Source organism: Undibacterium sp. RuRC25W, from assembly GCF_049339825.1.
Taxonomy (GTDB): Bacteria; Pseudomonadota; Gammaproteobacteria; order Burkholderiales; family Burkholderiaceae_D; genus Undibacterium.
On sequence record NZ_JBMPPD010000018.1, the window covers coordinates 44,613 to 71,554 of the forward strand.

At 47.8% G+C, this 26,942-nt stretch carries 19 protein-coding genes; 12 read left to right on the forward strand and 7 right to left on the reverse strand.

Going from position 1 to position 26,942, the window contains the following annotated elements; genetic code table 11:
* The first annotated feature begins 15 nt into the window (after positions 1 to 15).
* Both ACO0KV_RS10030 and ACO0KV_RS10035 read left to right on the forward strand, forming a co-directional pair.
* Entirely contained in the window at positions 16 to 1,812 is a 1,797-nt protein-coding gene (locus ACO0KV_RS10030) for an ABC transporter substrate-binding protein (protein WP_423042375.1), read from the forward strand.
* Between the two features lie 15 nt (positions 1,813 to 1,827).
* Positions 1,828 to 2,427, forward strand: coding sequence for a M15 family metallopeptidase (locus ACO0KV_RS10035; RefSeq protein ID WP_423042377.1), 600 nt, complete (start codon positions 1,828 to 1,830; stop codon positions 2,425 to 2,427).
* A 57-nt stretch (positions 2,428 to 2,484) separates the two neighbouring features.
* Here the strand turns inward: ACO0KV_RS10035 and ACO0KV_RS10040 are convergent, their stop codons facing one another.
* Both ACO0KV_RS10040 and ACO0KV_RS10045 read right to left on the reverse strand, forming a co-directional pair.
* Positions 2,485 to 4,140 (reverse strand): glycoside hydrolase family 10 protein, encoded by a 1,656-nt coding sequence (locus tag ACO0KV_RS10040; protein WP_423042379.1) that lies wholly within the window; start codon positions 4,138 to 4,140, stop codon positions 2,485 to 2,487.
* A 128-nt stretch (positions 4,141 to 4,268) separates the two neighbouring features.
* Entirely contained in the window at positions 4,269 to 5,192 is a 924-nt protein-coding gene (locus ACO0KV_RS10045; protein ID WP_423042381.1) for a LysR substrate-binding domain-containing protein, read from the reverse strand.
* 218 nt (positions 5,193 to 5,410) lie between these two features.
* On the opposite strand from ACO0KV_RS10045, the gene ACO0KV_RS10050 reads away from it, so the two are divergent.
* Positions 5,411 to 6,250, forward strand: coding sequence for a phytanoyl-CoA dioxygenase family protein (locus ACO0KV_RS10050; protein WP_423042383.1), 840 nt, complete (start codon positions 5,411 to 5,413; stop codon positions 6,248 to 6,250).
* A gap of 37 nt (positions 6,251 to 6,287) precedes the next feature.
* Positions 6,288 to 7,109: a sugar phosphate isomerase/epimerase family protein gene (locus tag ACO0KV_RS10055; RefSeq protein WP_423042385.1), complete on the forward strand. Its 822-nt coding sequence runs from the start codon at positions 6,288 to 6,290 to the stop codon at positions 7,107 to 7,109.
* A gap of 136 nt (positions 7,110 to 7,245) precedes the next feature.
* On the opposite strand, the gene ACO0KV_RS10060 is transcribed toward ACO0KV_RS10055, so the two are convergent.
* A complete protein-coding gene (locus tag ACO0KV_RS10060) occupies positions 7,246 to 9,639 on the reverse strand; it encodes a TonB-dependent receptor plug domain-containing protein (RefSeq protein WP_423042387.1) in 2,394 nt (797 codons plus the stop codon).
* Between the two features lie 231 nt (positions 9,640 to 9,870).
* A complete protein-coding gene (gene dacB, locus ACO0KV_RS10065; RefSeq protein ID WP_423042389.1) occupies positions 9,871 to 11,421 on the reverse strand; it encodes a D-alanyl-D-alanine carboxypeptidase/D-alanyl-D-alanine endopeptidase in 1,551 nt (516 codons plus the stop codon).
* Positions 11,422 to 11,740: 319 nt separating this feature from the next.
* Between dacB and ACO0KV_RS10070 the strand changes: the two genes are divergently transcribed.
* Positions 11,741 to 13,711, forward strand: coding sequence for a peptidase U32 family protein (locus ACO0KV_RS10070; RefSeq protein ID WP_423042391.1), 1,971 nt, complete (start codon positions 11,741 to 11,743; stop codon positions 13,709 to 13,711).
* A gap of 76 nt (positions 13,712 to 13,787) precedes the next feature.
* A complete protein-coding gene (locus tag ACO0KV_RS10075) occupies positions 13,788 to 15,191 on the forward strand; it encodes an aspartate kinase (protein ID WP_423042393.1) in 1,404 nt (467 codons plus the stop codon).
* A gap of 85 nt (positions 15,192 to 15,276) precedes the next feature.
* Here ACO0KV_RS10075 and ACO0KV_RS10080 read toward each other — a convergent pair whose 3' ends face one another.
* From ACO0KV_RS10080 to ACO0KV_RS10090, 3 genes are all read right to left on the reverse strand, one after another.
* The gene (locus ACO0KV_RS10080) at positions 15,277 to 16,065 is read right to left on the reverse strand and encodes a YdcF family protein (RefSeq protein WP_423042395.1); all 789 of its coding nucleotides are present in this window, start codon (positions 16,063 to 16,065) and stop codon (positions 15,277 to 15,279) included.
* Positions 16,066 to 16,178: 113 nt separating this feature from the next.
* The gene (locus ACO0KV_RS10085) at positions 16,179 to 17,501 is read right to left on the reverse strand and encodes an alpha/beta hydrolase family protein (protein ID WP_423042397.1); all 1,323 of its coding nucleotides are present in this window, start codon (positions 17,499 to 17,501) and stop codon (positions 16,179 to 16,181) included.
* A gap of 191 nt (positions 17,502 to 17,692) precedes the next feature.
* Positions 17,693 to 19,120: a M64 family metallopeptidase gene (locus ACO0KV_RS10090; protein ID WP_423042399.1), complete on the reverse strand. Its 1,428-nt coding sequence runs from the start codon at positions 19,118 to 19,120 to the stop codon at positions 17,693 to 17,695.
* A gap of 340 nt (positions 19,121 to 19,460) precedes the next feature.
* Here ACO0KV_RS10090 and ACO0KV_RS10095 point away from each other — a divergent pair, with 340 nt between their 5' ends.
* The 6 genes from ACO0KV_RS10095 (at position 19,461) to ACO0KV_RS10120 (ending at position 26,936) form a co-directional block, all read left to right on the forward strand.
* Positions 19,461 to 19,934, forward strand: coding sequence for a hypothetical protein (locus ACO0KV_RS10095; RefSeq protein ID WP_423042401.1), 474 nt, complete (start codon positions 19,461 to 19,463; stop codon positions 19,932 to 19,934).
* A 156-nt stretch (positions 19,935 to 20,090) separates the two neighbouring features.
* Positions 20,091 to 21,596 carry an O-antigen ligase family protein gene (locus ACO0KV_RS10100; RefSeq protein ID WP_423042402.1) on the forward strand — a complete coding sequence of 502 codons (1,506 nt, stop codon included), beginning with the start codon at positions 20,091 to 20,093 and terminating at the stop codon, positions 21,594 to 21,596.
* Between the two features lie 222 nt (positions 21,597 to 21,818).
* Positions 21,819 to 23,765 carry an EAL domain-containing protein gene (locus ACO0KV_RS10105; RefSeq protein WP_423042403.1) on the forward strand — a complete coding sequence of 649 codons (1,947 nt, stop codon included), beginning with the start codon at positions 21,819 to 21,821 and terminating at the stop codon, positions 23,763 to 23,765.
* A 15-nt stretch (positions 23,766 to 23,780) separates the two neighbouring features.
* The gene (locus tag ACO0KV_RS10110) at positions 23,781 to 24,833 is read left to right on the forward strand and encodes an MraY family glycosyltransferase (protein WP_423042404.1); all 1,053 of its coding nucleotides are present in this window, start codon (positions 23,781 to 23,783) and stop codon (positions 24,831 to 24,833) included.
* 48 nt (positions 24,834 to 24,881) lie between these two features.
* Positions 24,882 to 26,264 carry an outer membrane beta-barrel protein gene (locus tag ACO0KV_RS10115; RefSeq protein ID WP_423042405.1) on the forward strand — a complete coding sequence of 461 codons (1,383 nt, stop codon included), beginning with the start codon at positions 24,882 to 24,884 and terminating at the stop codon, positions 26,262 to 26,264.
* Between the two features lie 84 nt (positions 26,265 to 26,348).
* Positions 26,349 to 26,936: a polysaccharide biosynthesis/export family protein gene (locus tag ACO0KV_RS10120; RefSeq protein WP_423042406.1), complete on the forward strand. Its 588-nt coding sequence runs from the start codon at positions 26,349 to 26,351 to the stop codon at positions 26,934 to 26,936.
* The last annotated feature ends 6 nt before the right edge of the window (positions 26,937 to 26,942 follow it).

Here is a 26,942-nt window from a genome sequence, read left to right on the forward strand (position 1 = left end):
ACATAGGATAAAAGAATGAAATTACGGTTTTTTTGCAGACAAGGATTGGCCGCACTCGGTTTAATGTCTGCAGTCATCATCAGTACCGCCGCACCGCTGAAAACATTACATCTGTTACTGACCAAACAAGAAAGTGTGATGGATCCTGCCGTCGCCTCCGATATCACCACGGTCAGTATCAATGAAAACATTTTTGAGCCGATGTTGACCTATGATTATCTGGCCCGCCCGCTCAAATTAAAACCCAATACGCTGACAGCAATGCCGACCATCAGCGATGGTGGCAAAACGTATGTCATGCATCTGCAGCACGGTATTTTATTTACGCCCGACGCGGCGTTTCATGGGCAGTCACGTGAATTGGTGGCTGACGACTATATCTACGCGATCAAGCGCCTCTACGATCCCGGTTTAAAATCCCCGTGGTTATTTATGTTTGAAGGAAAATTGCAGGGCGACGATCAATTACGCGCAGATAAACTCGCAGCTGGAAAAAAATTCGATATCCGCATGCCGATTGCAGGTCTGAAGGCACTCGACAAGTACACGCTACAAATCAAACTCAATGCGCCGGACACCAATTTCCTGTTTATTCTAGCGACGACCGCGACGGGAGCGGTCGCAAAAGAAGTCATGGATGCCTATGGCAATCAGGCGGGCAATCATCCCATCGGTACCGGACCGTTTGTGGTGAGTCAGTGGCAGCGGAGTTTTCAGATTACCCTCAGCAAAAATCCACAATACCGCCAAACGCCATTTGACGGTGATGCAGGAAACGATCCGGTAGCACAATCAATTGCCGCGCACCTCAAGGGTAAGGCGTTACCCCTCGTAGATAAAGTCGAGATCAGTATTGTTGAAGAGCAGCAGGCACGGGTACTTGGTTTTCTGAACCGTGAATTTGACGTCTTGGAGCAAGTACCGCCACCATTAGCAGAAATGGTACTCAAAGACGGCAAACTCAAACCGGAATTACAGCAACAAGGCGTACAACTGGCGATGTTCCCGACACTGCAGACCTACTACATGTGGATGAACATGCAAGACCCTGTGGTTGGCGGTTATACACCAGAAAAAATTGCCTTACGGCGCGCCATCGCACTTGCTTACAACAGCAAAGAAGACATCAGCCTGATGGAAAAGGGCTTAGCAATTCAGGCGCAGACGCCTTTACCACCGAGCGTTCTGGGGTATGACGCGGGTTTTGTCAGCCCGGTGCAATATGATGTGCAACTCGCCAATGCTTTACTCGATAAGTTTGGCTATCAGCGCGGTGCGGATCATTACCGCCAATTACCAAATGGCCAGCCATTGCAGTTGTTGATGCATACGGAAGCCAATGCCAGTGGGCGGTTGCGCGATGAGGTCTGGCGCAAAACGATGGATACGCTGGGTATCCGGATTCAGTTTAAAGCTGATAAGCACTCTGAAATTATTCATGCGGCACGCTTGGGAAAAGTACAGATGACGGAGGCCGACTGGATTGCTGATTTTCCGGATGGCGAAAATTTTTATCAGTTGTTATACGGTGGCAATATCGGCCGCGCGAACTATGCTCGCTTTGACTTACCCGCATTTAATCAGCTCTATGAGCAGTCGCAGAAATTAGCTGACTCGCCAGAACGTCGCCGCCTTTATGGACAAATGGCGTTGCTGGTGCAAGGTTACAACCCCTGGGTATTGCGCACACATCCCTTGTCGGCAGACGTAACGCAAGCTTGGCTGCAAAATTATTTGCGTCATCCGGTCAATTTCACGAATTGGCGTTATCTGGACATTGGTCCGGATGCGCGACAGAATAGTAAAAAATAAGTCTGGAACTCATGAATGCGTTGTGAATTATTACCTGAACATCCGGACTTTTGCCGGTTATCGTCTGTAAACGGTGCGTTGCTTGATCTACGTTATGTTGGCGCTCATAACTTTGTCGGCAGAGATTTGTATGGGACCTTGGATTGCGCGTGGTTGCATAAAGAGGCTGCCGCTGCTTTGCAGCGTGCTGTAGATACCTTGGCGCACGCACATCCAGATTTAAGATTGCTGGTGCTTGATGCATTGCGTCCGCATCGTGTACAGGAGTTACTGTGGCAGCATTTGGCGGGTACACCTTTACAGATGTACGTCGCTGATCCTGTGCGTGGGTCAATTCATTCGTTTGGGATGGCGGTGGATGTGACGCTGGTAGATATCGCTGGTCGGGAAGTTGATATGGGTAGCCACTTCGATGAGTTTTCTGAACGATCGCATCCGGATATGGAGCCACCACTGTTGGCGTCAGGTCAGCTTTTACCGCAACACATTGTTCACCGTGAAATTCTACGCAAGGTGATGTTTGGCGCTGGTTTTCAGGGCATACACAGCGAGTGGTGGCACTTTAATCTGGGTAGTATGGAAACAATTCGGCAAACCTATGTACGGATTGACTGAGTCTGTTGCAAAAGCCTGACTGCCTTGGCAATGTGTGTTGGCAGTCAGGTAGATCATTTAGATTGCAGCGCTCGCCTTGATACTTTCCTGACCTGATCGACTGATTGCCATGACGCTGATTTGCCGCACTGACGCAGGCGCACCGGCATTCACATCAATCGTCAGTTTTGTTGCTGACTGCACAGAGAACAACCATTGCTGATCGGTCCGTTTCCAGATTGCCAGCCAACGCGTGTTCTCGGGATCGGCAAGTTTGACAGTAAGACTTTTCTTATCCTCTGAGAATGTCAGTTGCGGTGGGGCTATATTGGTATTTTCCAGCCAGGGGGAAGCGGGGACTAGCGCCTGTGACGTGTATCTGTCGGCCGCCAGACGTTGGCTAATATTTTTACGATTTTGTTTTAAAGCGATCAAGCTGAAATGGACGTGACCATCCCCCCCTTGTTCACGCAGGGCATCAACCTGATTCAGAATTTCGTCCGCGCTCCATGAGTGATCAGAGTTGTCAATACGGCTCGTGTACAGCCCTGGCCAGATATGGCGTTGTTGTAGGTTTTGCGATTGCCAGTAGGAATTCAATACTTTAAACGCTTGTGGCGCCTGATTGATGGGCCAATATAATTGTGGCGACAAATAATCCAGCCAACCATTGGCGAGCCATAGTTCAACATCAGCGTAGAGTTTGTCATATTGACTAAAACCCGTAATGCCCGTGGGCATTCTATCCAAACGACCGATGCCAAATGGGCTGATGCCGAATTTCACCCAACTTTTTCCCTGGTGAACAACCTGATTAATTGCTTCGACCAGATGATTCACATTGCTCCGCCGCCAGTCTGCGCGGTTCAGCGTACCACCACTGATTAGATATTTTTGCCAGGATACGTCGTCAGGGAACTCCAATTCATTCCCGTTGGCACCCTTCACCGGATACGGGTAAAAATAGTCATCGATGTGAATACCGTCGATATCATAACGGCGTAACACGTCAGTGATGACGGCGACGGTTTGCTGCATAGCGCCAGGCTCGCCCGGGTCCATCCACGATAAGTCGCCGTATTGCTTCACGACCTCAGGCATAGTTTTGCTGATATGGTTTTTAGCGGCATTGCTCTTGGACACCGCAGTGCGGGCGCGATAGGGATTGAACCACGCATGCAATTCCAATCCTCTTGCATGTGCCTGTTCAATCCAGAATTGCAGTGGGTCGTAGTAAGGAAAGGGCGGGCGACCTTGTTCGCCAGTCAAAAACTCAGACCATGGTTCGATCGCAGAAGGGTAAATCGCATCCGCTGCTGGCCGTACTTGCAAAACGATGGCATTTAACCGGAGTTGAACAGCCTGATCAAGAATGGCGATGATCTCCGCTTTTTGCTTATCGCTGCTTAAATCACGACGACTCGGCCAATCGATATTGGCAACGGTCGAAATCCAGACCGCTCTGAATTCACGTGGTGTTGGCGGTGTTTCAATACCCGGAACCTGATCAGACGAGGGGGCGTTGGCGATTATCGCTGATAACGATGTCGCCGCTGGTGGTGTCACTGGTTTAAGCGGCTCTTCTTTTTTTAGTTTATTCGTGCTGCATGCACAGAGTGCGCAGACGATCGTCACCATGCACAATTGCAAGAACTGACGCCATTGTTGATTCATCGACGTCAACGGTTTCCCGCCATGTCCAAACCTAGAAATGAGAGCTGAAAACGAAAACATGCGTCACTGATCGCTGAAAGACAAAGAGTTGAGATGCTACTGCATAACAGTTGCTCAAACCAGTCTTTCTTATCCTGAGCGCGTGATCACCTTACCGGCGCTAGGGTAAATCAGCTTCCTATTGCCGATCAGATGAGCTTGGCGGCAGCTAGGGCGCGATCCCATGCCGGCTCAGGCTGGTATTGCTCGACCAGAAAGTCGATCAGTGTCCGGATTTTTGGGGTTACTGTACGAGTAGACGGATAGAGTGCCGTCAAATGATTTAAGGGTAAATCCCAGTCACTCAGGACGGGCACTAAATGGCCTTCCAAGAGATCACGCCACGCGAGAAACGTCGTATCATAGACGATGCCTGCGCCGCGCAGTGCTGCCTGATGGAGCACTTTGCCGTTATTCGAATTAAAACTTGGAATAATATCAACGGTCAGTTGCTCGCTTTCACCATTCAGATCACGCGTAAAGTGCCAGTTGGCTCCCCGTGTCAAATGACTAAAATGTAGACACCGATGCTGACGCAACGCCGAGGGATGGTGAGGTGTGCCAAACTGGGCAAGATAGGCTGGACTTGCGCATAAAATTCCGCGGCAAGGAGCTAGCGTGCGCATCTGTAAGCCATGGCTATCCGGAATCCCACCGACGCGTATGCTAAGATCAAATCCATGTTTAAACGGATCAAGCAAGTTATCGTCAACATGCAACGTCACTTGCAGCTGAGGGTGTCGCAGTGTGAATCTTGCGATGGCATCCGCTAACCATTCACTGCCAAAACTACTCGGCGCCTGTACCCGTAGCCCGCCGGCCAGTTCGCTCACCGATTGGGTGATCGCCAGACGCCCGAGTCTGGCTTGCGCGACGCTGGCAGTGCACGGATCCAGATACGCGTGCCCTGATTCTGTCAGGCTGACCTCGCGGGTAGAGCGATGTAGCAAGCGCGTGCCGAGTTCGGTTTCGAGTTGTAGGATTTGTTTGCTCACCAGTGCTCGACTGACGCCCAATTGCTTGCCTGCAGCACTAAAACTACGAAGGCGTGCGACTTCAACAAAAATTTCCATTGCTCTTAGCTGATCCATGTTGTTATTGTCAATAAAATGGAGACAATCTGTCAACCGTTTTTTGTATTGTGGTGCAGCGATGCAATTTATTACACTTGAGTCAGATCAACATGCCTGATCACGCTGTTCGCTTGAAACTTACCGCGGGACCAAAGGGCATAAGGCGAAAGCATTGCCTAGCTAATTTGTAGATAAATCATGCGTACTATGGAGACCGTATGTTAAGCCAGCAACAAATGACCCAGTTTCATGAAGATGGATATGTGCTTATTCCTGACTTTAAAACTGCCACCGAGATCGCCGCTTTGCGCGAGCGCGCGGCGATGATTGTCAATGATTTTGATCCAACAACGTCAAGCTCTATTTTTACTACCCAAGAGCAAGAACAGCACATCGACCATTATTTTCTGAACTCGGCGAATAACATCAGTTGCTTTTTTGAAGAGGAAGCGTTTGACGAACAAGGTAACCTGAAGCAGGATAAATCGCTGTCGATCAACAAAATTGGTCACGCGATGCATGATCTTGATCCGGTATTCAGCGCGTTTTCGCGTGGTCCGGCGCTGGCGCAGGTGGCGCAGCAGTTGGGATTGCAACAACCAGCCATCTGGCAGTCGATGTATATTTTCAAGCAACCCGGTATCGGCGGTGAAGTCCGCTGGCATCAGGACGCGACCTATTTTGATACTGATCCAGTCAGTGTCACGACTTTCTGGTTTGCACTCGAAGATGCGACCTTAGAAAACGGCTGTTTGTGGGCTGAACCGGGTGGTCACAAGACACCCATGCGCGAACGTTTTGTGCGTCATGGTGATCACGTGACGGTAGAAAAATTATCCGATATGCCGTGGCCGAGTGATGCGACTGCCGTGCCACTAGAAGTGAAAGCGGGTACGCTAGTGTGCTTTCATGGCTTGCTGCCGCATTACAGCGCACCGAATCGTTCCGCGATCTCACGACATGCTTATACGTTGCACGTGACCGATGGCGCGACGCGGTATTCGCCTCAAAACTGGATACAACGCGACGCTAGTTTTCCGGTACGCGGGTTTGAATGATTACTTTTTTTTCTGAGCAAACAATCTGGAACGACGCATGACACAACACGTCTTTATCTTTGCCCCGCACTGGGGGAGTGCCCATTTGAGCCGCGATGCGTTCATTCATCAAGTGAAGGAGGCGGGATTTGATGGTATCGAAATGTCGCTGCCAATGGTGGCGGTGGAGCGGGATGCTTGGTGTAGAGCGATTGAGGATGCCGGTTTGCTGTTGATTGCCCAGCAATGGGAAACGGCACTCCATGCAGATTTTGACGACCATAAACAAGCACTGGCAGCGTATCTTTTCAATGCCTGCGCTGCCCAGCCTTTGTTTGTGAATACCCATACTGGCAAGGATTTTTACAGCTTTGCGCAAAACAGTGAATTACTCGATCTGACCGAGAGCATCAGTCTGGAAACCGGCGTGCCGATTGTGCATGAGATTCATCGCAGCCGTTTTTCCGGACATCCGATGTTACTTTTGCCTTATTTGCAGCAACGGCCATCGTTGGCATTCAATGCGGATTTATCCCATTGGTGCTGTGCGTGTGAATCCTTATTAGAAGACCAGCAGCAGACGCTGGCGCAGGTCTTTCCGCATGTGCAGCATATCCACGCCCGCGTTGGTAATAGTCAGGGACCACAAGTCAATGATTTTAGAGCGCCAGAACATGCCAATGCATTACAGCAGCATCTGGCTTGGTGGGATGCCATCATTGAGTTGCGTCGTCATGCGGGTGTTCAACAGATCACGATCACACCAGAATTTGGGCCTGCGCCTTATACACAAACGCTGCCATATACGAATCAGGTGGTGAGTGACGCGTGGGAGTTGAATGTGGCCATGTTGCGGTTATTACGTGAACGTTATGCATAAGCGGTAGAGCTATTGTCATCCATCCTCATCCCATACTGTCTTCTGACAAAAAAACGCTGGCGAGTACTTTCGTACCGCCAGCGTTTTTTTTGCTAAGTCAAATACACTGCGCAAATGCACTACGCAAATGCACTGATTACCAGTTATAAGCAGCTTTTCCGTAGAAATAACGGCCATCAAATCCATACGGTGAGAAGGTACTGTATGGCAGGGTTCCGCCGCTATTGAGACTACTTTGAACCTGATCCGGATACTTGTTCGTCACGTTATTGATACCACCAGTCAATGTCCATTTGCCGATTCGATAGCTTGCAGCGAGATCCAACAAAGTATTGGCGCTATAGGTCTGATCTTGGGCCGCATTATTTTGTGGCACCAGGAAACTACCATAACGTGTTACCTGTGCGTGCGCCGTCCATTGATTCAGGATGTAATCAGCAGCCAGCGTCAGTTTGTCTTTTGGCGATGATGCCGTTGCACGTAGAATTGATTGGCGGTCAATTAACGTGAGATTGTTTGCTGCCAACACAGCCGGATTAGCCGCGACATTACTGACAGACGTACTGTTATGGTTATAGCCCAAGCTTAACAATACTTTGTCGCTACCGGAGATCGACAATTGGTAATTGCCAACCACATCGACGCCGCGTGTTTTGGTATCTAACGCATTAGTGAAGTAACGTGCTGCACCGACTAACACACCTTGGCTAGCGAGGACGCTTTGCAAGCTGGCAGGAAGTACTAAGTTACCAGAATACAAAATACGGTTGTCGATCTCGATGTCGTAGGCATCAACGCTCAGAGATACATTTTTTGTTGGTTGGAAAACACCACCAAGACTAAAGTTTTTCGATTTTTCTGGCGCCAGTGGTTTTGCGCCCAACGCTTTGGCTGCCGCGGTTCCAACACCAAACGTACCTGTGTCAATCGGTTGTGTTGTGCCATTGACGGTCAGTAAGTTCGTGCTAGTAATTGTGTAATTCTCTTGTGCCAGTGAAGGTGCACGGAAACCATTAGAGGCCGCTGCGCGTAAAGCGAATTGTTTGTTGAACTCAAAGCGTGCAGATAATTTGCCGGACGTCACACTGCCAAAGTCACTATAGTCTTCATGACGGACTGCCGCACTTGCACTCAATTGTTTCGTTAAATCCGTCTCAATATCGGCATACACCGCTGTGCTATGGCGACGGAAGTCACCAGAATTCGACGCTTGAAAGCCAGAGAAACCTTGTGCACCGCTACCGCTATACGAGTTAGGGTTGCCAGGGCTAATCTGATATTCATCGCGACGATATTCTGCACCAAAAGCAAAAGTGACTGGATTGGCTAATGCTGCAAATTCAAATTCTTTGGCTGCATCAACGTTCAATAAGGTTTGCGTATTTTGGAGCTGGCCATCATAGAAGCTGGTCGGGCTTTTAGCGCCTAGACTGAGATTGGCCGTATTGTTGACGTTGAGTCTAAATTGATTGTAGCCATAGTTGAGACTGGTATCCCAACGCCATCCATCCGCATGACCACGTACACCAACAACACTTGAAACGTCGATATTGCGTGCAGCTTCAATTGGTAAAAAACCAGTTGGATAGAGTGGTGAGCGTAACGTTGTGCCTGATGTATAGGCAGCACGCCATGTTGCGGCTGCATTTGTGTCACGCTGACTTGCATTGGCAAAGGTGTAAAGCTCAATATCATTCGTCAGTGGTAGAACGGCATTGATGCCCACATTGTATTGCGCTAATTGCGGATCGCCTTGTTGCTGCGTCACTTTGCCATACAATGGTTCGAGTGGATTACGGAAATCAGCACCTGCACGATTCGTTGTTCCTTGGTGCTTTTCTTCAGCAGTCAAACGCAACCAGCCTTTTTCTCCGAGTTGAAGACCAAAGTTTGCACTCAAATCACCTTGGCGGCCATCACGCTCACTGTATTCGCCGCCACTGAAAGCGATCTCGCCACCGGTTGCGCCTTTTTTCAGAATGATATTGATGACGCCTGCGATGGCATCAGAGCCATATTGCGCTGCTGCGCCGTCACGTAAAATCTCGATGTGATCAATGGATGACAGCGGGATCGTATTTAAATCGGCTGGCGATGAGCCGCGTCCGACAGTGCCATTGACGTTCACGACAGCCGTTGTATGCCAGCGTTTTCCATTGACTAATACCAGCGTTTGGTCTGGCGATAGGCCACGTAATTGCGCTGGACGATTAGCGGAAGTAGCATCTGCCACAGCGGGGCTAGGAAAATTTAAAGAAGGTAATAATCGATTTAACGCACTACCAATATCGGTGGCACCAGTCGTCTGCAGATCCTTGCTCGTAAAGATATCGATCGGTGCTTCAGAGTCAGTCACTGTGCGGTTGAGACTGCGTGTACCTGTCACAATCACTGCTTGTGGCGCGGCAACTTCGGCTGATGGAGTGGATTGTTGCGCATAGGCTACTGGGGCTATGCCGCTGACAAACAGTGCAGAAACCAACAGGGATAAACGTCGTCGCGGTAAACGAGGTGATAAAGAAGCGGACATAAGGTTTTCCAATGTAAATTGCGTGCGGTAAGCAGCGGATTGAGCCCAGGTCAACAATAATGATGATCCATAGCATGAATGGTCAGATCATACGTGGGCGTGCTAACGATCCTAACGAAGCTTTGGCAATTTAAAAAGACAAAAATAATATATAGCTTATTTATATAGCTTATTTTCTTCAATTTCTGTTGTATCAACTCGTCCCAATATTGAGTGAGATCGTCAATATGATTAATGAGATTCTTGCCCATGAGCGATGGGCTGTACAGACGACAAAGCAGGGGCATTACTCGCGCTCACATCACCACCTGTTGCCACCCAGTCGATCAGGATATCGAGTGCAGTACGCGCCTTATCTGCCTTATCACTATTGACCATGGCGACTACGATCCACTGTTGTTTTTGTACGTCACATACGTAACCAGCAATGGCAACACTGTCTTTTAAGGTGCCCGTTTTGATTCTTGATGACAACGCCGCAGGACTCTCTCTGAGGCGTTTGCGCATGGTGCCATCCATGCCCGCTATTGGCAGGCTGCTAGCGAATTCCGGATACCAATTACTTCGCGACGCGGCAAGCAATAAGGCAGCCATTTGCCGCGCACTGATTTGCTCTATCCGCGATAAGCCTGAGCCATTTTCAAGTACCAGGTTAGTGTCATTAATGCCATGTTTAAACAACCAAGAGCGGACGCGAGCTTCGGCCCGTTGCGCGCTGTTGTTACTATCGCCATTGATCCCCAATGCACTCTCTGCACCTAAGGTCAGAAAAATACTGCGTGCCATGGCATTGTCAGAATGCTTGTTGACGATACGGATGGTATCGGCGAGCGTCTCGGATTGATGTTCGAGCAATTGTTGCGCTGTTGCCGGCGCCTTGCCGTCGACCATCGTCCCTTGCCACGTGCCCCCCATTTCTTGCCACAACTGACGGATGGCATGGCCGATATATTGATTTCTGTCTAGCAGATTCAGATGCTGGGTGATTTTGCAATTGCGTGGAAAATTACCGTTCAGACTGACCGTGATGTCGTCGCCATTGCTCATTAGAGTCGGTGCTTGCCAATATTTTTCCCATTCTGTGCAGGGTTTTTTAATCATGCTCAATTGGCTATCAATCCTGACCTTGTTCAGTGGCGTCAATAAGTTGACACGGACATGATCGTCGTCAGACTGAACGGCAATTGAGCTGATATTACTGTTGATAAGCAAGGCATCTGGAATGACGTTGTAGTAGGCATTTGGATACGCATCAAATGCTGGCACACTCATGTCACTGCGTTCTGGCTGAAAATAGCTGCGATCAAGGACAATATTTCCTTCAATGGAACGCAGTCCCAGATTGCGTAAATCACGCAACAATACGCCCAGCTTCTGCAAATTCAAATCAGGATCGCCACCGCCCCGCAAATAAAGATTGCCGTTCAAGACGTCTGATACGATAGGCTGGTCACTCAGCAACTGGGTCTTCCAACGAAAATTCGGCCCCAGTTCATCTAACGCAACCATGGTCGTCAACAGCTTCATTGTTGACGCAGGATGCAGAGGTAAGTCGGCGTTATAGGTCAGTGTCGCTGCCGTGGCGTCGTTGGCGCTGACTGGCATCACGATAATACCAATTCCGCTCGCTGGCACCCCTGCTTTTTGTAAGGTCGTCGTTAATTTTTCTGGTAAAACAGACTGCGCAGCAACCCCATGACCTGACAACAAAAAGCTTAGGCAGGCACCCGCCACTAAGAATGGTGTGTTGAATGAAAAACGCAGTTGAATGGGTAAAAACATGGATGAAAATAAATAGTAGAAGAAAATGAAGTAGGTCCAGAGAAGGGCAAAAGTAGCAGTTATCTTCTTTGAGGCTGAATGAGTGTCGTTATGCAGAATTGTAGATGAAATTATATTTTTTCCGAAAATATGCTGCAATTCTCTGCAGAATCCCGACACAATCGCATCACAATCGCGAATAAACCTCCAAGACTTTACACATTGACATTGGTATTTGCTGTAATTGCACTAAAAACCGCCATGAAGCGAATAGCATGCAGGACATAAGCCCTTGATTTCGTTATAATTTCGCCCTTTCCTTGTTACACTGGTCTTCGCCATGAGCTTGCTCGTTAATCAAACTGAACTTCTGTCTCCCGCAAAAAATATTGAGATAGGCAAAGAAGCGATCCTGCATGGCGCTGATGCGGTGTATATCGGTGGCCCATCATTTGGTGCGCGCCATAATGCCAGCAACGAAATCACTGAAATTGCCGAGCTGGTGCAATTTGCACACCGCTATCATGCGCGCATTTTTGTGACGATGAACACGATTCTGCACGAGTCCGAATTGGAGCCCGCCCGCAAACAAATTCATCAGCTCTATGATGCCGGCGTGGATGCACTGATTGTGCAAGACATGGGAATACTGCAATTGGACGTCCCGCCCATCCAGCTACATGCTAGTACTCAATGCGATATCCGCGGCGTGGAAAAAGCTAAATTTTTGGGTGACGTCGGCTTTTCTCAATTAGTCCTCGCCCGCGAGCTGACGATAGAGCAAATCAAAGCCATTAAAGCGGAAGTAAAAACGCCGTTAGAGTATTTTGTGCATGGCGCTTTGTGCGTTGCGTTTTCAGGCCAATGCTATATCTCCCATGCCGATAATGGTCGCAGCGCGAACCGTGGTGATTGCTCTCAAGCGTGCCGCCTGCCTTATACCTTAACGGATGGAGAAGGTCGCGTTGTCGCCTATGAAAAACATCTGTTGTCCATGAAGGATAACGACCAAAGTCGCAATCTGGAAGCCTTGCTTGATGCTGGTGTACAGTCCTTAAAAATCGAGGGCCGCTACAAAGACATGGGCTATGTTAAAAACATCACAGCACACTATCGCATGTTGCTCGATGAGATTTTAGAGCGCCGTCCGGAGTTTACGCGGGCATCCAGCGGTCGCAGTCAGGTTTCTTTTACACCAAACGTCGACAAAAATTTCCATCGTGGTCACACCGATTATTTTGCGAACGGTCGCCTCGACGATATCGGCGCGTTCGATTCACCGAAATACGTCGGTTTGCATCTTGGCTATGTTACTCGTATCGGTACGACCTGGTTTGAGATCGAAACCAATGAGCCCATGGCAAATGGCGATGGTCTTAACTATATGCTCAAACGTGATGTGATGGGTATTCAGGCCAATACCGTTGAGCACATGGGTAAGAGCGAGAATGGTGACACATGGCGCGTTTCACCGAACGAAAAAGTCAGTGAGCTGGCCGGCCTCAAAGTCGGCATGTTGATTAATCGCAATCGTGATCAACGTTGGGAACACGCACTGACCAAAAAATCTGCTGAACGTCGGGTTCCGGTGTGGATGACCTTGTCAGATGATGAGCAAGGACTGCGTTTGGCAATAACGGATGAAGAGGGTGTTCATTCGGCAGTGAGTGTGGCCTTGAATTTACAAGTCGCACAACAAGCCGATAAGGCTGAGGCTGGATTACGAGATAGCTTGGCAAAACTCGGTAACACCATGTTTGAAGCCGCCAATGTCGATCTGCGTTTGCGTCAGCCATGGTTTGTACCATCATCGGTCATCAACGCCTTGCGCCGAGATGCGGTCGCCGCACACGAAGTCGCCCGCGCAGAGGCCTGGTTACGCCCAGAACGCACACCTGCCGTTGAACCACCCGTCGCTTATCCGGAAACAACCTTGAGCTATCTGGCAAACGTCTACAACAGTAAGGCTCGTGAGTTTTATAAAAAACATAGCGTGCAGCTGATTGCCGCTGCGTATGAGTCGCATGAAGAACCAGGCGAGGTATCGTTAATGATCACCAAGCATTGCCTGCGTTTCTCGTTTAACTTGTGTCCAAAGCAAGCCAAAGGTGTCAAAGGTGTGCAAGGACAGGTGAAGGCCGAGCCAATGACGTTGGTAACAGGCGAAGAAAAATATACGCTCAAATTTGATTGTAAGCCATGCGAGATGCATATCATCGGCGCGATGAAGAAGCACATCTTGCAAGCGCCGCCGCCATCTTCGGTGCCGTATAGCCCGCTGGTATTTCATAAAACCCGGCCTGCGCATTAGTCTGCCAACGATCAGCGCATGTTGTCGGTAAAGTAATTAAAAAGCACCACCGTAAAATTTTTTTTGGGGTTCAGGCATGAAAAAAATCGTTGTTAAATTTGGCGGGTCAAACTTACGTCAGCCACAGGATATCGACCGTGTTGTCAATGTGGTGCAGTCCTATCAGCGGCCCTTAGTATTGGTCGTTTCGGCTTTTTTTGGGATCACCAATGCCTTGATCGATTGCGTTAAGTCAGCAAAAGATGGTGCAGGTACCAAAGCGGCACTCAAAGAAAGCCAGAATTACACCAAGACGTTACGTGCATTAAAGCGAGAAATTCTGGAAGCGAATATCAGCGATGTCGCTCACCGTGATCGCACTGAAAAAGCATTGGGTGAGCGCTTAGATCAACTTGACCGTTATCTGACAGGCATACATTGCATCGGCGATGTGCCAACTTTTGTCAATGATGCGATTCTGAGCTACGGCGAACGCTTATCGAGCTTGTTGCTGACGGAAGTGTTACTGAGCCGGGGTATCGATGCACGTGAAGCCTTACCAGAAGATATCGGTCTCGTGACAGACGGCGTCTTTGGTAATTCGGCTTGTGACTTTGCTGCGAGTACTGCGCCCGTTGCGGCAGCATTGGCTGCCGATGTCGTCTACGTTGTGCCGGGATTTTATGGCGTTGATAAAGACGGCAAGACAACCTTGTTTGGACGGGGCGGCTCCGATTACTCAGCGGCATCGATTGCTGCTTGTATTGGTGCAGAGTCATTGGATGTGTGGAAAGACGTTGATGGATTTTTGAGTGCAGATCCAGGTGCAGTCAGTGCGCCACGCTCGATTTCTCAACTCAATTATTTAGAGGCGGCGGAACTATCTTATTTTGGTGCGAAGATTTTACATCCGCGTACTGTTGAGCCTTTATTTGATCGTGATATTCCTATCCGTATTCTCAATATCACCCGTCCTGAACGCGGCCTCAACCCTTACACCATCATCGACGGCCAACGCAACGTCACCAAGGATGTCGTCAAAAGTGTCAGTTCTACAGAAGACGTTGCCATTCTGAAGCTGCATGGCCCTGGCGTTGGATTTAAGCCCGGCATCTTGGCTCAGGTCACCAATACCCTAGATCAGCACGGCATCAACATTAAGAGTGTGCTGACGGCACAAACGGCCATCAATATTTTACTTGCACGTGACCATCTGGATGCTGCCTACGAGGCACTGAGTGAGCATCATCTGGCAGGTGTCGTCGAAGTCAGCCGTAATGATGCTGTGGCGATTGTTGCTGTTGTTGGTGATGGCGTATTAGATGCCTCAGATGTTGGCAGTGCGATTGCCAGCCGCGCCTTATCCGCAGCCTTAGCGGGCGGCGCTAGGGTGACATTGGCCGCAGCAGGTGCAAGTGAAGTTGCTGCGTACATGCTGGTGCAGCAAGAAGACCGCAAACTCGCATTGCGGTTGGTGCATGAAGAATTTTTTGGTCAGTAGATTGAATCAGCAGAATCAGCAAAATCAATAAAAACAACGCCGCTGTCAGAGCGGCGTTGTTTTTTATAAAAATGACGAGCAATGTTTAATATTCGCCTAACAGCCATCCTTTAATAAACGAAAAATATTCGCGCAGCCAACTGTTGTAGCGAACGCCCAATGGCGTATCTGCACCCGCACTCGCGATGTTGTCAAATCCTGCTTTCAGCGCAATCTGGCGTGATCGCACGCTATGAAAATCACTCGTCACGATCAATAGACCATCATGGGTATGGATGCCGTTTTGTGTCATCAATTGTTTGCTGAAAATAAAATTTTCATAGGTGTTTGTGCTGCGATCTTCTCGCAGAATACGTGACGCTGGCAGGCCTTTAGCAATCAGGTAATCTCCCATGACCTGCGCTTCGGTGCATTGTTCACCAAAATCCTGACCGCCACTGACGATGACCCGCGCTGCTGGAAATTGTTGTGCCCATAAATAACCGAGGTCAAGCCTGGCTGCTAGCGTTGGTGTCGTGCCACAGTGGTCCGAACCAGCACCTAATACGACAATCGATTTGACTGATCCTTGAACACGCTTGATGTCAGTATCATGCCCCGCCTGAATAAAATAAAAAAACGCCGCCACGCTAGTGAGCCATAGTGCAGCAATAGACCAGCCAGCAACCCAGAGGCGTTTTCTTGTCTCTTTTTGTCGCAACCACGCGTGAAGTGGATGCCATTTTAATCCAGCGCAAATCAGAAAAATTGAGATGCCAAAAGGAAGCGTGACGCCAAAGCTAAAATTATTCTGTGCCATCAGATAAGTGCTATCGACGAAAAGAAAGACACCGATCAACAGCAATGCCAGTTGTGCCAGCGTAGTACGTAACAAAAAAATCTGCATAATAAAATACGACAATGAGCAAAATGTCATTGTCGCATGAGTGATCTTATTGCTGCTGTTTTAATGTGGCACGGTCATTTGATGTTACGCGCAGGTATTATTTAGTTTTGTGGTTTCGCTTGCTCTAGGTGGAGCCCCGCTGCGGTACGTGCAGGAAAACCTTTCCAGTAGGTGTGGTCTGCATTGCGACTACCATCTTTTGCAACTGACCATTTACCATCTTTGGCGTTTTCAATGAGGTCCAGATAGGCATCTTTGCTGGCATCATTTTTTAAATATTTATCCAGAAACGCCGTCACAAAATGTTGTGAAATATTATTCATACGAACGTTATCCCACACTGGATCCAGATAATGTTCAGCAGGAACGAAATGCAATTTTTCTGAAAACTGCCAGGTTTCCTTTGGTGCGGGTATTGGCGCACCAGCATTATGGTTAGCGTTATCAAATGTCAGTAGGTAGTGCGGTGCATTGACTGTGTTTTCGTACATTGAGCGAACGCCAGGGGCATAACCAGATACATCATCACTGCTACCTGCAATATAGAAGATCGGTGTTTTTATTCCCGCTAAACCTTGCTTATCCCAGATGCCGTAGTTCCATCCCCACGGCGCAAAGGCGACTGCGGCTTTAATCCGACTGTCGAGCGATGCGAGGTACGTGACATTGCCTGCCTGACGAACGGTGAGTCCTTGATTTGGCACACCCAGAGGCGACTTGACCGCAGCGTCACTTAATCCGCCACCGACAGTGTTGACGACACCATACCCACCCATAGAATAGCCAATGATGCCAGTGACATTGGCATTAATCACCCCTTTCAAACCTGATTTGCTGTCCTCATTAAGGCGCGCCATCTCGTTTAATACAAATAGCTGGTCCAGCGAACGGTTCAATAGGGTGCTGGCAAAACTTGCCTGATCACCATAAGTGCTGTCTGTATGATCAATCGATACCACCACATAGCCTTTACTAGCGAGATTATCCGCCAGATGACTGAGGAGAAAGCGATTGCCAGGATAACCGTGAGAAAGGATCAATAGAGGGTAGGGGCCGTTGGCCGTATCACTCTGAGCGTCCCTCACGGCCTGACCCCACAACGAGACTTCCGTCACGCCATCCCGCGACATCGCCTTTAGAGCACTACCGGGCTTCTGGCCTGCTGCTAACATCGCTGGATACCAAACTTCTATGGTTAATGGCCGATCATAATGCGGCATGGCCTCGCCAGCTTTTGCCTTTAACACATCAATCTGATCGGTATGAATTAATCGCAGTGTCTTTACACCCGTTTTCAAGTGACCGTAACGGGCAAGCTCAGGAGCGTCAGGACGGATAGTGTCGATCCGATTTTCTTGTGCAAAGCAGAGGCTACTGTAAATAACTAGAAAACCAGTTGCCAGCGTGGCGGAAAGTTTTTTCATGGAATATCGCGAGAGCATAAAAAGGGTTGTAGCAGCCAAAAAAAGGACAACTAAAGTGATGCTGCTGCGCATCACCAATCCATTATGCAACGAATAACAGACAGAGGTTGAGACTGACGTTTTTTGATCACGATTTTCAATAAAATAGGCCGCTTATCGTCGATGTCATTTTAACGTCATTAATCTATGTTTTATTTTTTGGCCTCTGTAGCATGCGGTGTGGAATACATCAGAATCACTTTTTCTACTGCAGCGCGACAGACATCACAAAATTGATCAGTACGATTGAACATGATGCACTGCATCGCAGGGCGGTAGTACCCTGTGGATTCATAGTTCGCGCCTTCAAATGCACCGACGGCATGTTCAAATTTAGTTCCGGCAAACAGTTTTGTGCTATAGGCGAGATCATCTCTGAAGAGGGCATTCATTTCTGATTCAGGACGATTCGTTGCGCGCAGATTTGCACGGATTTTTTGATACTCTTTAGAATGCTGGTCGTACGCTTCTTTCGGCCAATCTGTTGGTACTGGGGTGCCCGCAGTCAGCTTGTCTTTCCATTTGACGTTGGCAGAATCCATAAGCGCAGTAACGTTCGGTTCCCATGGTTCGACCTTTGTTGTGCTTGGCTGGTAAGCGACAGGAGACGTGTAATATTCATCTGCTAGACCTGCAAAGTGATGACCAAACTCGTGAACGAATAAATAATTCGCCCAATCGTTTTTAGCTGCCGCAGTACTAAATTGCCCAAAGATACCGCCACCGCCATAGGTGTCGTTATTGACCAGAATTTCAATGAATTCATAAGGCGCATATTGTGCGATATCGCGCAGTGCCCGGTTATCGGTCGTCAAGACGTAACGTTCGCTGCCAAAAATATCATATCGTGCCCCTAACGCGGAAGCATGGTGCACACCTGTTGATGGACGTGATACGCCAGATTCTGGCGTTGGTACCGCCATCGCCCAGACATTAAAATCTTTTGCGTGTTCTTTAAATGGTGATACTTCAAACAAATGCTGACTCAGTCGTGTTGCGTCTGCTTTGAATTTTTGCATTTGGGCTGCAGTATAACCGTCTCCTAAAATCAACAAATCCACTTTCTCGGCAGAGGCACCAGAGACGTGAATCGGGATAGGCTTGGCAGGTGCAGGGCCTTGCTTACGAATGACATCCTGTGCATCCGTGTCGACATCGACGCTCCATGCAGGGCCGAAGACGTTGTGCTCATCCCGTTTGTAAATGCTGACTTTCACTGGGTGTTCTGGTTTGGGGAAGCGAACGGACTCTTCAAAACCGCGGCTGATTTTTGCCGCTTCATCGGTGCTTCTCCATTCACCAAACACCGTAGAAAAACCTCTTGAGTACAGTAACTCGCCTGTCTTGAGGTCGGTGATTTCTACTTTGTTGTTGCCAAGCCCTGAGGTGTCAATGGCTTGCTGTAGATTACCCGACCAAGGTAAGGGTTCCACAAGAACGCGTGCAAGCGCATAGCTTTCAGAAGCGGCGTTGCCGCTATGCAGATAGTCGACGCGGATAGTGGCTGGTTGGACTGCAGCGGCGATCTGCGAGACGCAAAGCAGGGCAGCGCTAAAAAAGGCATTTCGAGAGAAAGACATGGAGGCTCCGAAGATCATTATATTTTTGATAGGTCTCGATTGTAAGGTAGGATGTTCGTTTCGTGCAGACTTGGCTGGCAAGATGATGCTGTGCCAACCACCCGTCACCAAAACGGCGAGCGTGAGGCAATGTTCACAAAACTTTCGTCTCAAAAAGAAAATCATTGGCGTCCGGAAAGAATATCATTTCACTGATGAAAGTATTGTCATTTTTTAAATAAAAACACCATTTTGCCGCTCAAAGTGCTGCTAAAATGTAAACATGTTTGCAAAAAATTTATGCAACATAAGAGGTTTTGGGTTATACTTCATTCACACAAAAATCCGTTTGGGGAAAGTTATGATGAAAAAATTCGTTAAGCAAGGCGTTATCGCCCTGGTGCTGACTGCAGCTCTTCCTGCATTTCAGGTTTTTGCGCAAGACGCAACAGCACAAAAAAATCCAAAAATCGCCGTAATCTACAAGGCGTTGACTGAGTCTAAAGACCCAGCTAAAACAATCGCTGAGCTGACAAAAGCGAACGCAGCTGACGCAGCGACAATCGCTAGTGTTGCTGCTGCTGCTGGCATCAGCGTTGACGCAGTTGAATCAGGTATCAAGGCGGGCAATCCAAGTCAGTCAAATGCTGATATCGTTGCAGCGTACAACAAAGGTTTGAACGACGTAGCTGCATACACACCTGCAACTGCTGCTGGTCAAAATGCACAAAACCAAGTTGCACAAGCTGGTAATGCATCAAATGGTGGTTTCTCTAGCGGTTCACCTTCATCATCCTTCTCTGGTGGTGGCGGCGGTTCAGCAAGTCACAACTAAGCATCAATGCTTCGTAAAAAAAGGTAGCTCAAGGCTACCTTTTTTTTATGTTTGAAATCAATCGCATTTTTGTGGCCTCAATTGTCGCCATCATTGTGGCTGCTTTTGTCGCTTAATCTGTCGATTCATTTGTATTCCTTGTTCACTCGCTTGTTAATGAAAAACACTCACCCGTCATCGGATATTTGGTTATTCAGAGCATTGCTCGCCTTGATTGTTTACCTTCCGTTGCCCTTGGCAAGCAATCGTACTTGGGCGATTGCTATATTGGTAACGCTGGTAGCTATCTTGTTTGGCGCGACATTGATTGTTTGGCGCAAGCAGCTTAATGCCATGCTCGAGCATCTGGATCAATTTCGCGCACCGCTCATCATCTTCTTTTTGTTTCTAATGGTTTCTGTATTGCAAGTGACACCCTTGCCAGACGCCGTTATTCAGTTGCTCTCGCCTGAGGCGTACAACGTGCAAGTCATTGCCGGTTTGCAAGGGCATATGCATTTATCGCTGGATGTGTACCAGAGTCGGCTGATGCTTGGTCTGACTACGTCTTATCTGAGTGTATTTATGCTGTGCTTGCTCCTAGTTCGTGATGCGGAGCGCCTTAGTCTCCTCATGAGTGTCTTAGTCTGGAGCGGTTTGTTTCAGGCAATTGTTGGTGTATTTCTTTTCTCTATCGGCGCTCATTATCGGCTGTTTTTTGTCGATATCATCCATGAAAACGTGATTGGTACCTTTGTTAATCGTAACCATTTTGCGGGCTATATGGAAATGACGTTGGCAGTCGGGATCGGTTTGATGATTGCCAAGCTGGGTCGTGGTGGCCCCGGACATTCGGGCTGGAAATCGCGTGTGGTTGCCGCGCTGACGTTTGTGATGAGTCCTAAAATGCGCCTGCGACTGATGCTGGTTGTGATGGTGATAGCCTTGGTGCTTACCCGTTCGCGTATGGGCAATTCTGCTTTCTTCTCGGCAATGTTGATTGTTGGCGTCATCACGATAGTCTTGTCCCGACGTACTGCACCTGCCACGGCAACGCTGATTTTAAGTCTGGTGATTGTTGACGTGTTCGTGATTGGTACCTGGGTCGGTCTGGATAAGGTGGTGTCGCGACTTAACCGTACTGAAATTGTCGCTGCGAGCGGAGCGCCGGTGAAAGGCATTGCAGCAAACGGTTCTGCAAGCGGCTCAGCAAGTGCGGCTGCGCAGATAATCCCCGAAGCGCCGCAGGAAGAATCTGTCGAGCAACGTTCATTGCCAGCAAAGTATTCACTGGCAATGATTAAACAATTTCCGGCGTTTGGTACGGGAGCGGGTAGTTTTTACAACAGCTTTAACAGATATCGCCCACCAGAGATTACTGATTATTTTGACCATGCTCACAATGATTACGTTGAATTAATGTGTGACCTTGGGATTGGTGCCTGGTTCTTGTTTTTGTTGACGGGGATGACATTGTGGCAATCGTTGCGTGCAATGCGGGTGCGGCAACTTAGCATCGCTCGGGGGGCGGCCTTCGGTACTGCAATGAGTATCGTCGCACTGGCAATCCATAGCAGTGTTGACTTTAATCTGCAAATTCCTGCGAACGCGCTGACGTTTGTTATCATCTTATCTCTGGCATGGATCGCAATGAAACTTCCTTCCTCTAGACATCAAGAATGAGTGTTGTTATTTTTGCTATTATTTAAAATTTAGTCAAGATTCGTAACATTTTTTACTCAAATTGTAGGATAATTCCATCGTAAAAGCTTGACTGTAAATTAATTTTCTTTTAGGAAATATCGGATTAGATTTTTTCCATTGGTTATTTAATTTACGTCTGCATTCCTAATGTGGGAAAATTCGTACTACTCGATTAGTTATATTAATTTTTGGTGAGTCTACATGACGTTAAGACGGCAGTTGCTAATTGCAATTTCGATCATATTTGTGTTGGTGTTTGCAGGATTGCAAACGCTATCCATTTTGTCGACAAAGGATTTCTTGCAGCAGCAGCTATCTTCTCACGCCCAAGATGCTGCAACGAGCTTGTCGCATACTCTGGTAGAACCGCTGGTCGCTAACGATAAAGTGTTAGCCGAGATTCAGATTGCTGCCATGTTCGATCGCGGTTATTACCGCCAGATTATTTTGATCGCGCCAGATGGCAAACAAATTCTTGCCAAAGAGTTGCCGGTTTCTATAGAAAACGTGCCCGTGTGGTTTTCTACTTTGTTATCGATTGAAACACCCCCAGGTCAGGCATTTATTACCTCGGGTTGGAAGCAATTGGGTAAGTTGGTTGTCGTTAGTCAGCCTACATTTGCCTATCAATATTTATGGACCTCGTTTAAGCAAATAACTTGGTGGCTGATTGCGATGTATTTGTTAGCGCTGATGCTGACCGTTATCTTATTGCGCATTATTCTTGATCCCTTGCGTCATATCGAAAAAGCGGCCATCGACATCCAAGACAAGCGTTTCAATAAAATTGAAGTGCTCCCAAGTGCGCGCGAATTACGTCGCGTTGTCGTTGCAATGAACGCGATGTCCGGCAAAATATCAGAAATTCTCGATGATGAAATGCGCCGTGCAGACGCCTACCGTAAAGATGCTTACACGGACAAGGTGACCGGCCTGGAAAATCGACAGGGTTTCGATTTGCGTTTTGATCATCTGTTGGCGGATAAAGGAAGCTTTACTACGGCTTCCATTATTGTTCTTGAGTTTGATGGGTTGAAAGAATTCAATAATGAGCACGGGTACCGCCGTGGTGATAACGTTTTGATGAACGCTATCCGAGTCATTAGTGAGATGACTGACGTTGATGTCAGAATCGCTGGCCGTATTGGCGGAACAGCTTTTGCCTTTATTAGTGTAGATCAGCCAGTTGGTGCGGCAGATACGCATGTTCGTAGTATGCAAGAGGCATTGGTCGAATATCTTGACTCTGCCGTTGCTGGTAAGACGTTGTCGTTTAGTATGGGCTGTGTGGAGTTTGGTGCGGAGCAATCGAGAAGTGATATTTTCGCTAAAGCGGATATGGCACTAGAAACTGCCCGCCAGATGGGACGAAACAATGCGCAAGTTATTAATTTTGCAGATGAGTCTTTCGTTGTTGAAGGATCGTTAGGTTGGCGTAATCTGATACAAAACGCTTTGCGCGAAAATCGTTGGGAGTTGGTGTCGCAGTCTGTCCTCTCTCTGTCTAACAACGAGTTATTTCATCATGAAATCTTTTCTCGTCTAATTGATTCTCAAGGCAATTTCGTGTCTGCCGCTAAATTCTTGCCAATGGCACTCAGGCATCAGTTAATGGAAGATATAGATAGGGCTGTCTTAACATTAATTTTTGAGTTGTTAAGTCTTGCGGATAGTCGCTACAAAAATGTCGCGGTCAATATTTCAGTGCAATCGCTAGAGAGTAGTTCTTTCCACGAATGGTTGGTGGCGCATTTGAGTGTGTCTAAAATTACCTCAAAACAGCTTTCGGTCGAACTAAGCGAGTTTGGCTGCGTCAAAGACATCGAATTGACACGAAAATTTGTTAACCTGTTGCGTAGCTTTGGTGTGCGCTTCGGTATTGATCATTTTGGTCTGGATCCGCATGCACTGGAATTTTTACGCCAAGTGCCGCCAGACTACATCAAACTCGATGGTGGTTTAGTACAGGGTATGGCCGCAAATTCAAGCGGACATGAACACGTACGTGCCATTATTAAATTGGCGCAATCGTTAGAAATAACGGTCGTAGCGCAAAATGTTGAGTCCGAAGAGATGCAAGCGATGTTGTTGTTAGATTCTGTTGAGTATGGCCAAGGCTACTTCCTTGGCACGCCTCAACCTGCGTAATGGTTACTTAATTTCATGATGAGCTTAAAATTTTTATTCGCCTTGATCTTTGTTTATTTAGCATCAATTTTGGCGATTATTTCGATTCGACCTTATGCTGCCAGGTTGTTCTTGGAGGATATCCCTCAAGGTAGAAAACAGCACAAAGCACCAACGCCAGTCATTGGTGGTATTGGTGTCGTTGCAGGGTTTTATGCAGTCATGATTTTTTTTGGTTACATGCCTCTTGAGCAGCCGGCCTTCTGGGTGGCATCCTTCTTGCTGTTTGTGGTGGGGTTGCTTGATGATATGCATGAGTTTGGTTCTAAGATCAAATTCATCGCCCAAGCGATCGCTGCTTTGCTGATGATTTTGTGGGGGCATAATAAACTGGGTAGTCTCGGCGATCTATTTGGTACGGGTGATGTGGTGCTGGAAAGCATGGCGATTCCATTTACTGTATTCTTTGTCGTTGGCGTCATCAACGCGTTTAATTTGATCGATGGTGTGGATGGACTGTGCGGCAGTTTATCGATCGTCACAACGCTCTCTTTTGCAGTAGCGTCGATGTTGAATGGACGTTCCAGTGACGCGGTTATTTTGTTTATTTTGTCTGCGGCGTTGGCAGGTTTTTTAAGCCTCAATCTGCGTTTGCCCAAGCGTCCTGCTGCGCTCATCTTTTTGGGTGATGCTGGTGCACTATTCGTCGGTTTTGTGATCGCCTGGTACGCGATTAAGTTAGCGGGTGATCAATCGCGCATCATGAACCCTATTATTGTTGTTTGGTTGTTGGCAGTACCTGTGTTTGACACGTTGGCCGTGATGACTCGTCGCATGATGAAGCGGGTGAGCCCGTTTAAGGCTGATCGCACTCACATCCATCATGTATTGCTTGATCTGGGTATTGCTGATCATCACGTCGTATTTATTTTGTTTTTAGTTGCAACTGCATTTGCGTTAATTGGTTTAGCTTGTACGTTTTATTTACGTTTTTCTGATGCCGTGATGTTAATGTTTATTGCTAGTTTATTTGCCCTATATTGTTACATTAAGAAGAGTCTGTTTAGTCATGTGCGAAAGAGTGCCTGACATTGTTACAAATAGGTAATTTTGATTTTTAAGTTTTTAGAGGTTCCCATGAAAAAGTCCAGCAACGTGTTCTCCAGAACTGCCATCTTTTCAGCGACGCTGTTGGTGTGCCAGCTCGCTTCTGTACAAGTCGTTCAGGCGCAAGAAACGCCAAAGTCTGATGTGATAGTGACAGAGCCAGCAACGCTCACTCCAGCGACTAGCACTTCATTAAGCACCAGTAACTTGCTCAATACCGGTACAGGCGCTGCACAAACGGCGTTTACGCCAGGTTATGAGCTCTCTGGTGCTAAAGCCGGTGACGGTACTGCTGGTACGATGACAGCACCTGCACGTGGCGCACCGATTGTCTACGGTGGCTTGTATATTTACCTCGATGCACGTGCATCTGCTGGGCAAAACAACAACGTCTTAGGCTCTGCAAACAACACAACCTCCAGCTCTTTGTTTGGCTTGGAACCAGAGATCGTGGCAGAAGTAAAAAACCATGGTGACCGCTACACCGCTAGCTACCTGGGTAGCTATGTGCGCTACCAAAGCAGTTCTAGCGATAACTTTAATCACCATGATTTCAGAATCGCAGGCGACGATATCTTTGATAGCCGTACCCGTTTGAGCTGGAATGCTGGCTACGTCCTGAGCACCGATCCACGTGGTTCGACAGATCGTGCTATTTCAACGACACCAGATGAATGGCATGCACCATCTGTAGCGGGTATTTTCTCCTACGGTGCAACTGATTCCATGGGTCGTGTTGAAGTTGATAGCTCATATTTGAAGAAAACATACACCAACAACCGTACAACGACGATTGGATCTGACGTTGATATCTCTACCGTGTCCGCACGCTTCTTTTATCGTGTCGCACCAAAGACTTCATTGTTGATTGAAGCCAAAGATATTAAATCGGCTTATGCGTTGACGAATTCACCAAACAGCAATAACGATCGCCGCTTAATGTTGGGCGCAACTTGGAATGCAACTGCTGCGACTACAGGGATCTTCAAAATTGGTTACCTGAACAAGAGCTTTGATCAGGCTGGTATTAGTGGTTACAAAGGTATTGCATGGGAAGGTAAAGCACGTTGGGCACCGTTGACATACAGCACTGTTGACGCAACAGTGTCTAAATTGCCATCTGATGGAACTGGTGTTGGTAACTACATCATGAATAACAATTATGATTTGTTGTGGACACATCGCTGGAATACCCAATTCTCTTCCAAAGTTGATCTTGGCTATGTTAAATCAGACTACGTGAACGGTAATCGCCAGGATAATTTGAAAAATATTGGTTTGGGTGTGTCTTATGACATGCGCCGCTGGTTACGCCTTGGTGCAGAGATCACCAACACTAACCGTAGTTCGACCGTATCAGGCAATGAGTTTTCTCGTAACGTTGTTCTGTTCACTCTTCAATCAACCCTGTAATCGTTGAGTGTAACGGTTTTATCATGGCAAGCTGGTAGTTCTTTACGGAACTACTAGCTTTATTTAGTTTATAAAATATCAAATATGAAACTACGCTATTTACTGTCTTGTGCAATGTACTTTTTGATGACGACACTGGCGCTCGCGCAAAGCGCACTGGTCTCCGATCCTGTGGTGCGCCAATCGGGACTGTCTAGCAACACGGCGTATTCGTCCTACCGCCTTGGCGCTGGTGATGTTGTGAACATCCGCGTCTTCGGTGAAGAAGATTTAAGTAAAGAAAAAATTCGTTTAACTGATGCAGGTACTGTACCTTATCCAGTCTTGGGTGAGTTGCGAGTTTTAGGTATGACAGTAGGTGATCTAGAACGTTTGATTACAGATGGGCTCAAAGGGCGTTATTTGGTTAATCCTCGGGTGTCAGTTCAGATCGATGAGTATCGCCCGTTTTACGTTAATGGGATGGTGGAAAAACCAGGCGGCTATCCTTATCAACCTGGCTTAACTGTTCGTAAAGCAGCGTCAGTTGCTGGTGGGTTTAAAGAGAGAGCATCTTCTTCAAAAATGTACGTAATTCGCGAGGGGGACCCTAGCCACAGGCCAGTCAAGGTTGACTTGAATACAGAAATCGGACCGGGCGATATTTTGACAATAGAAGAAAGTTTTTTCTAAGAGCTG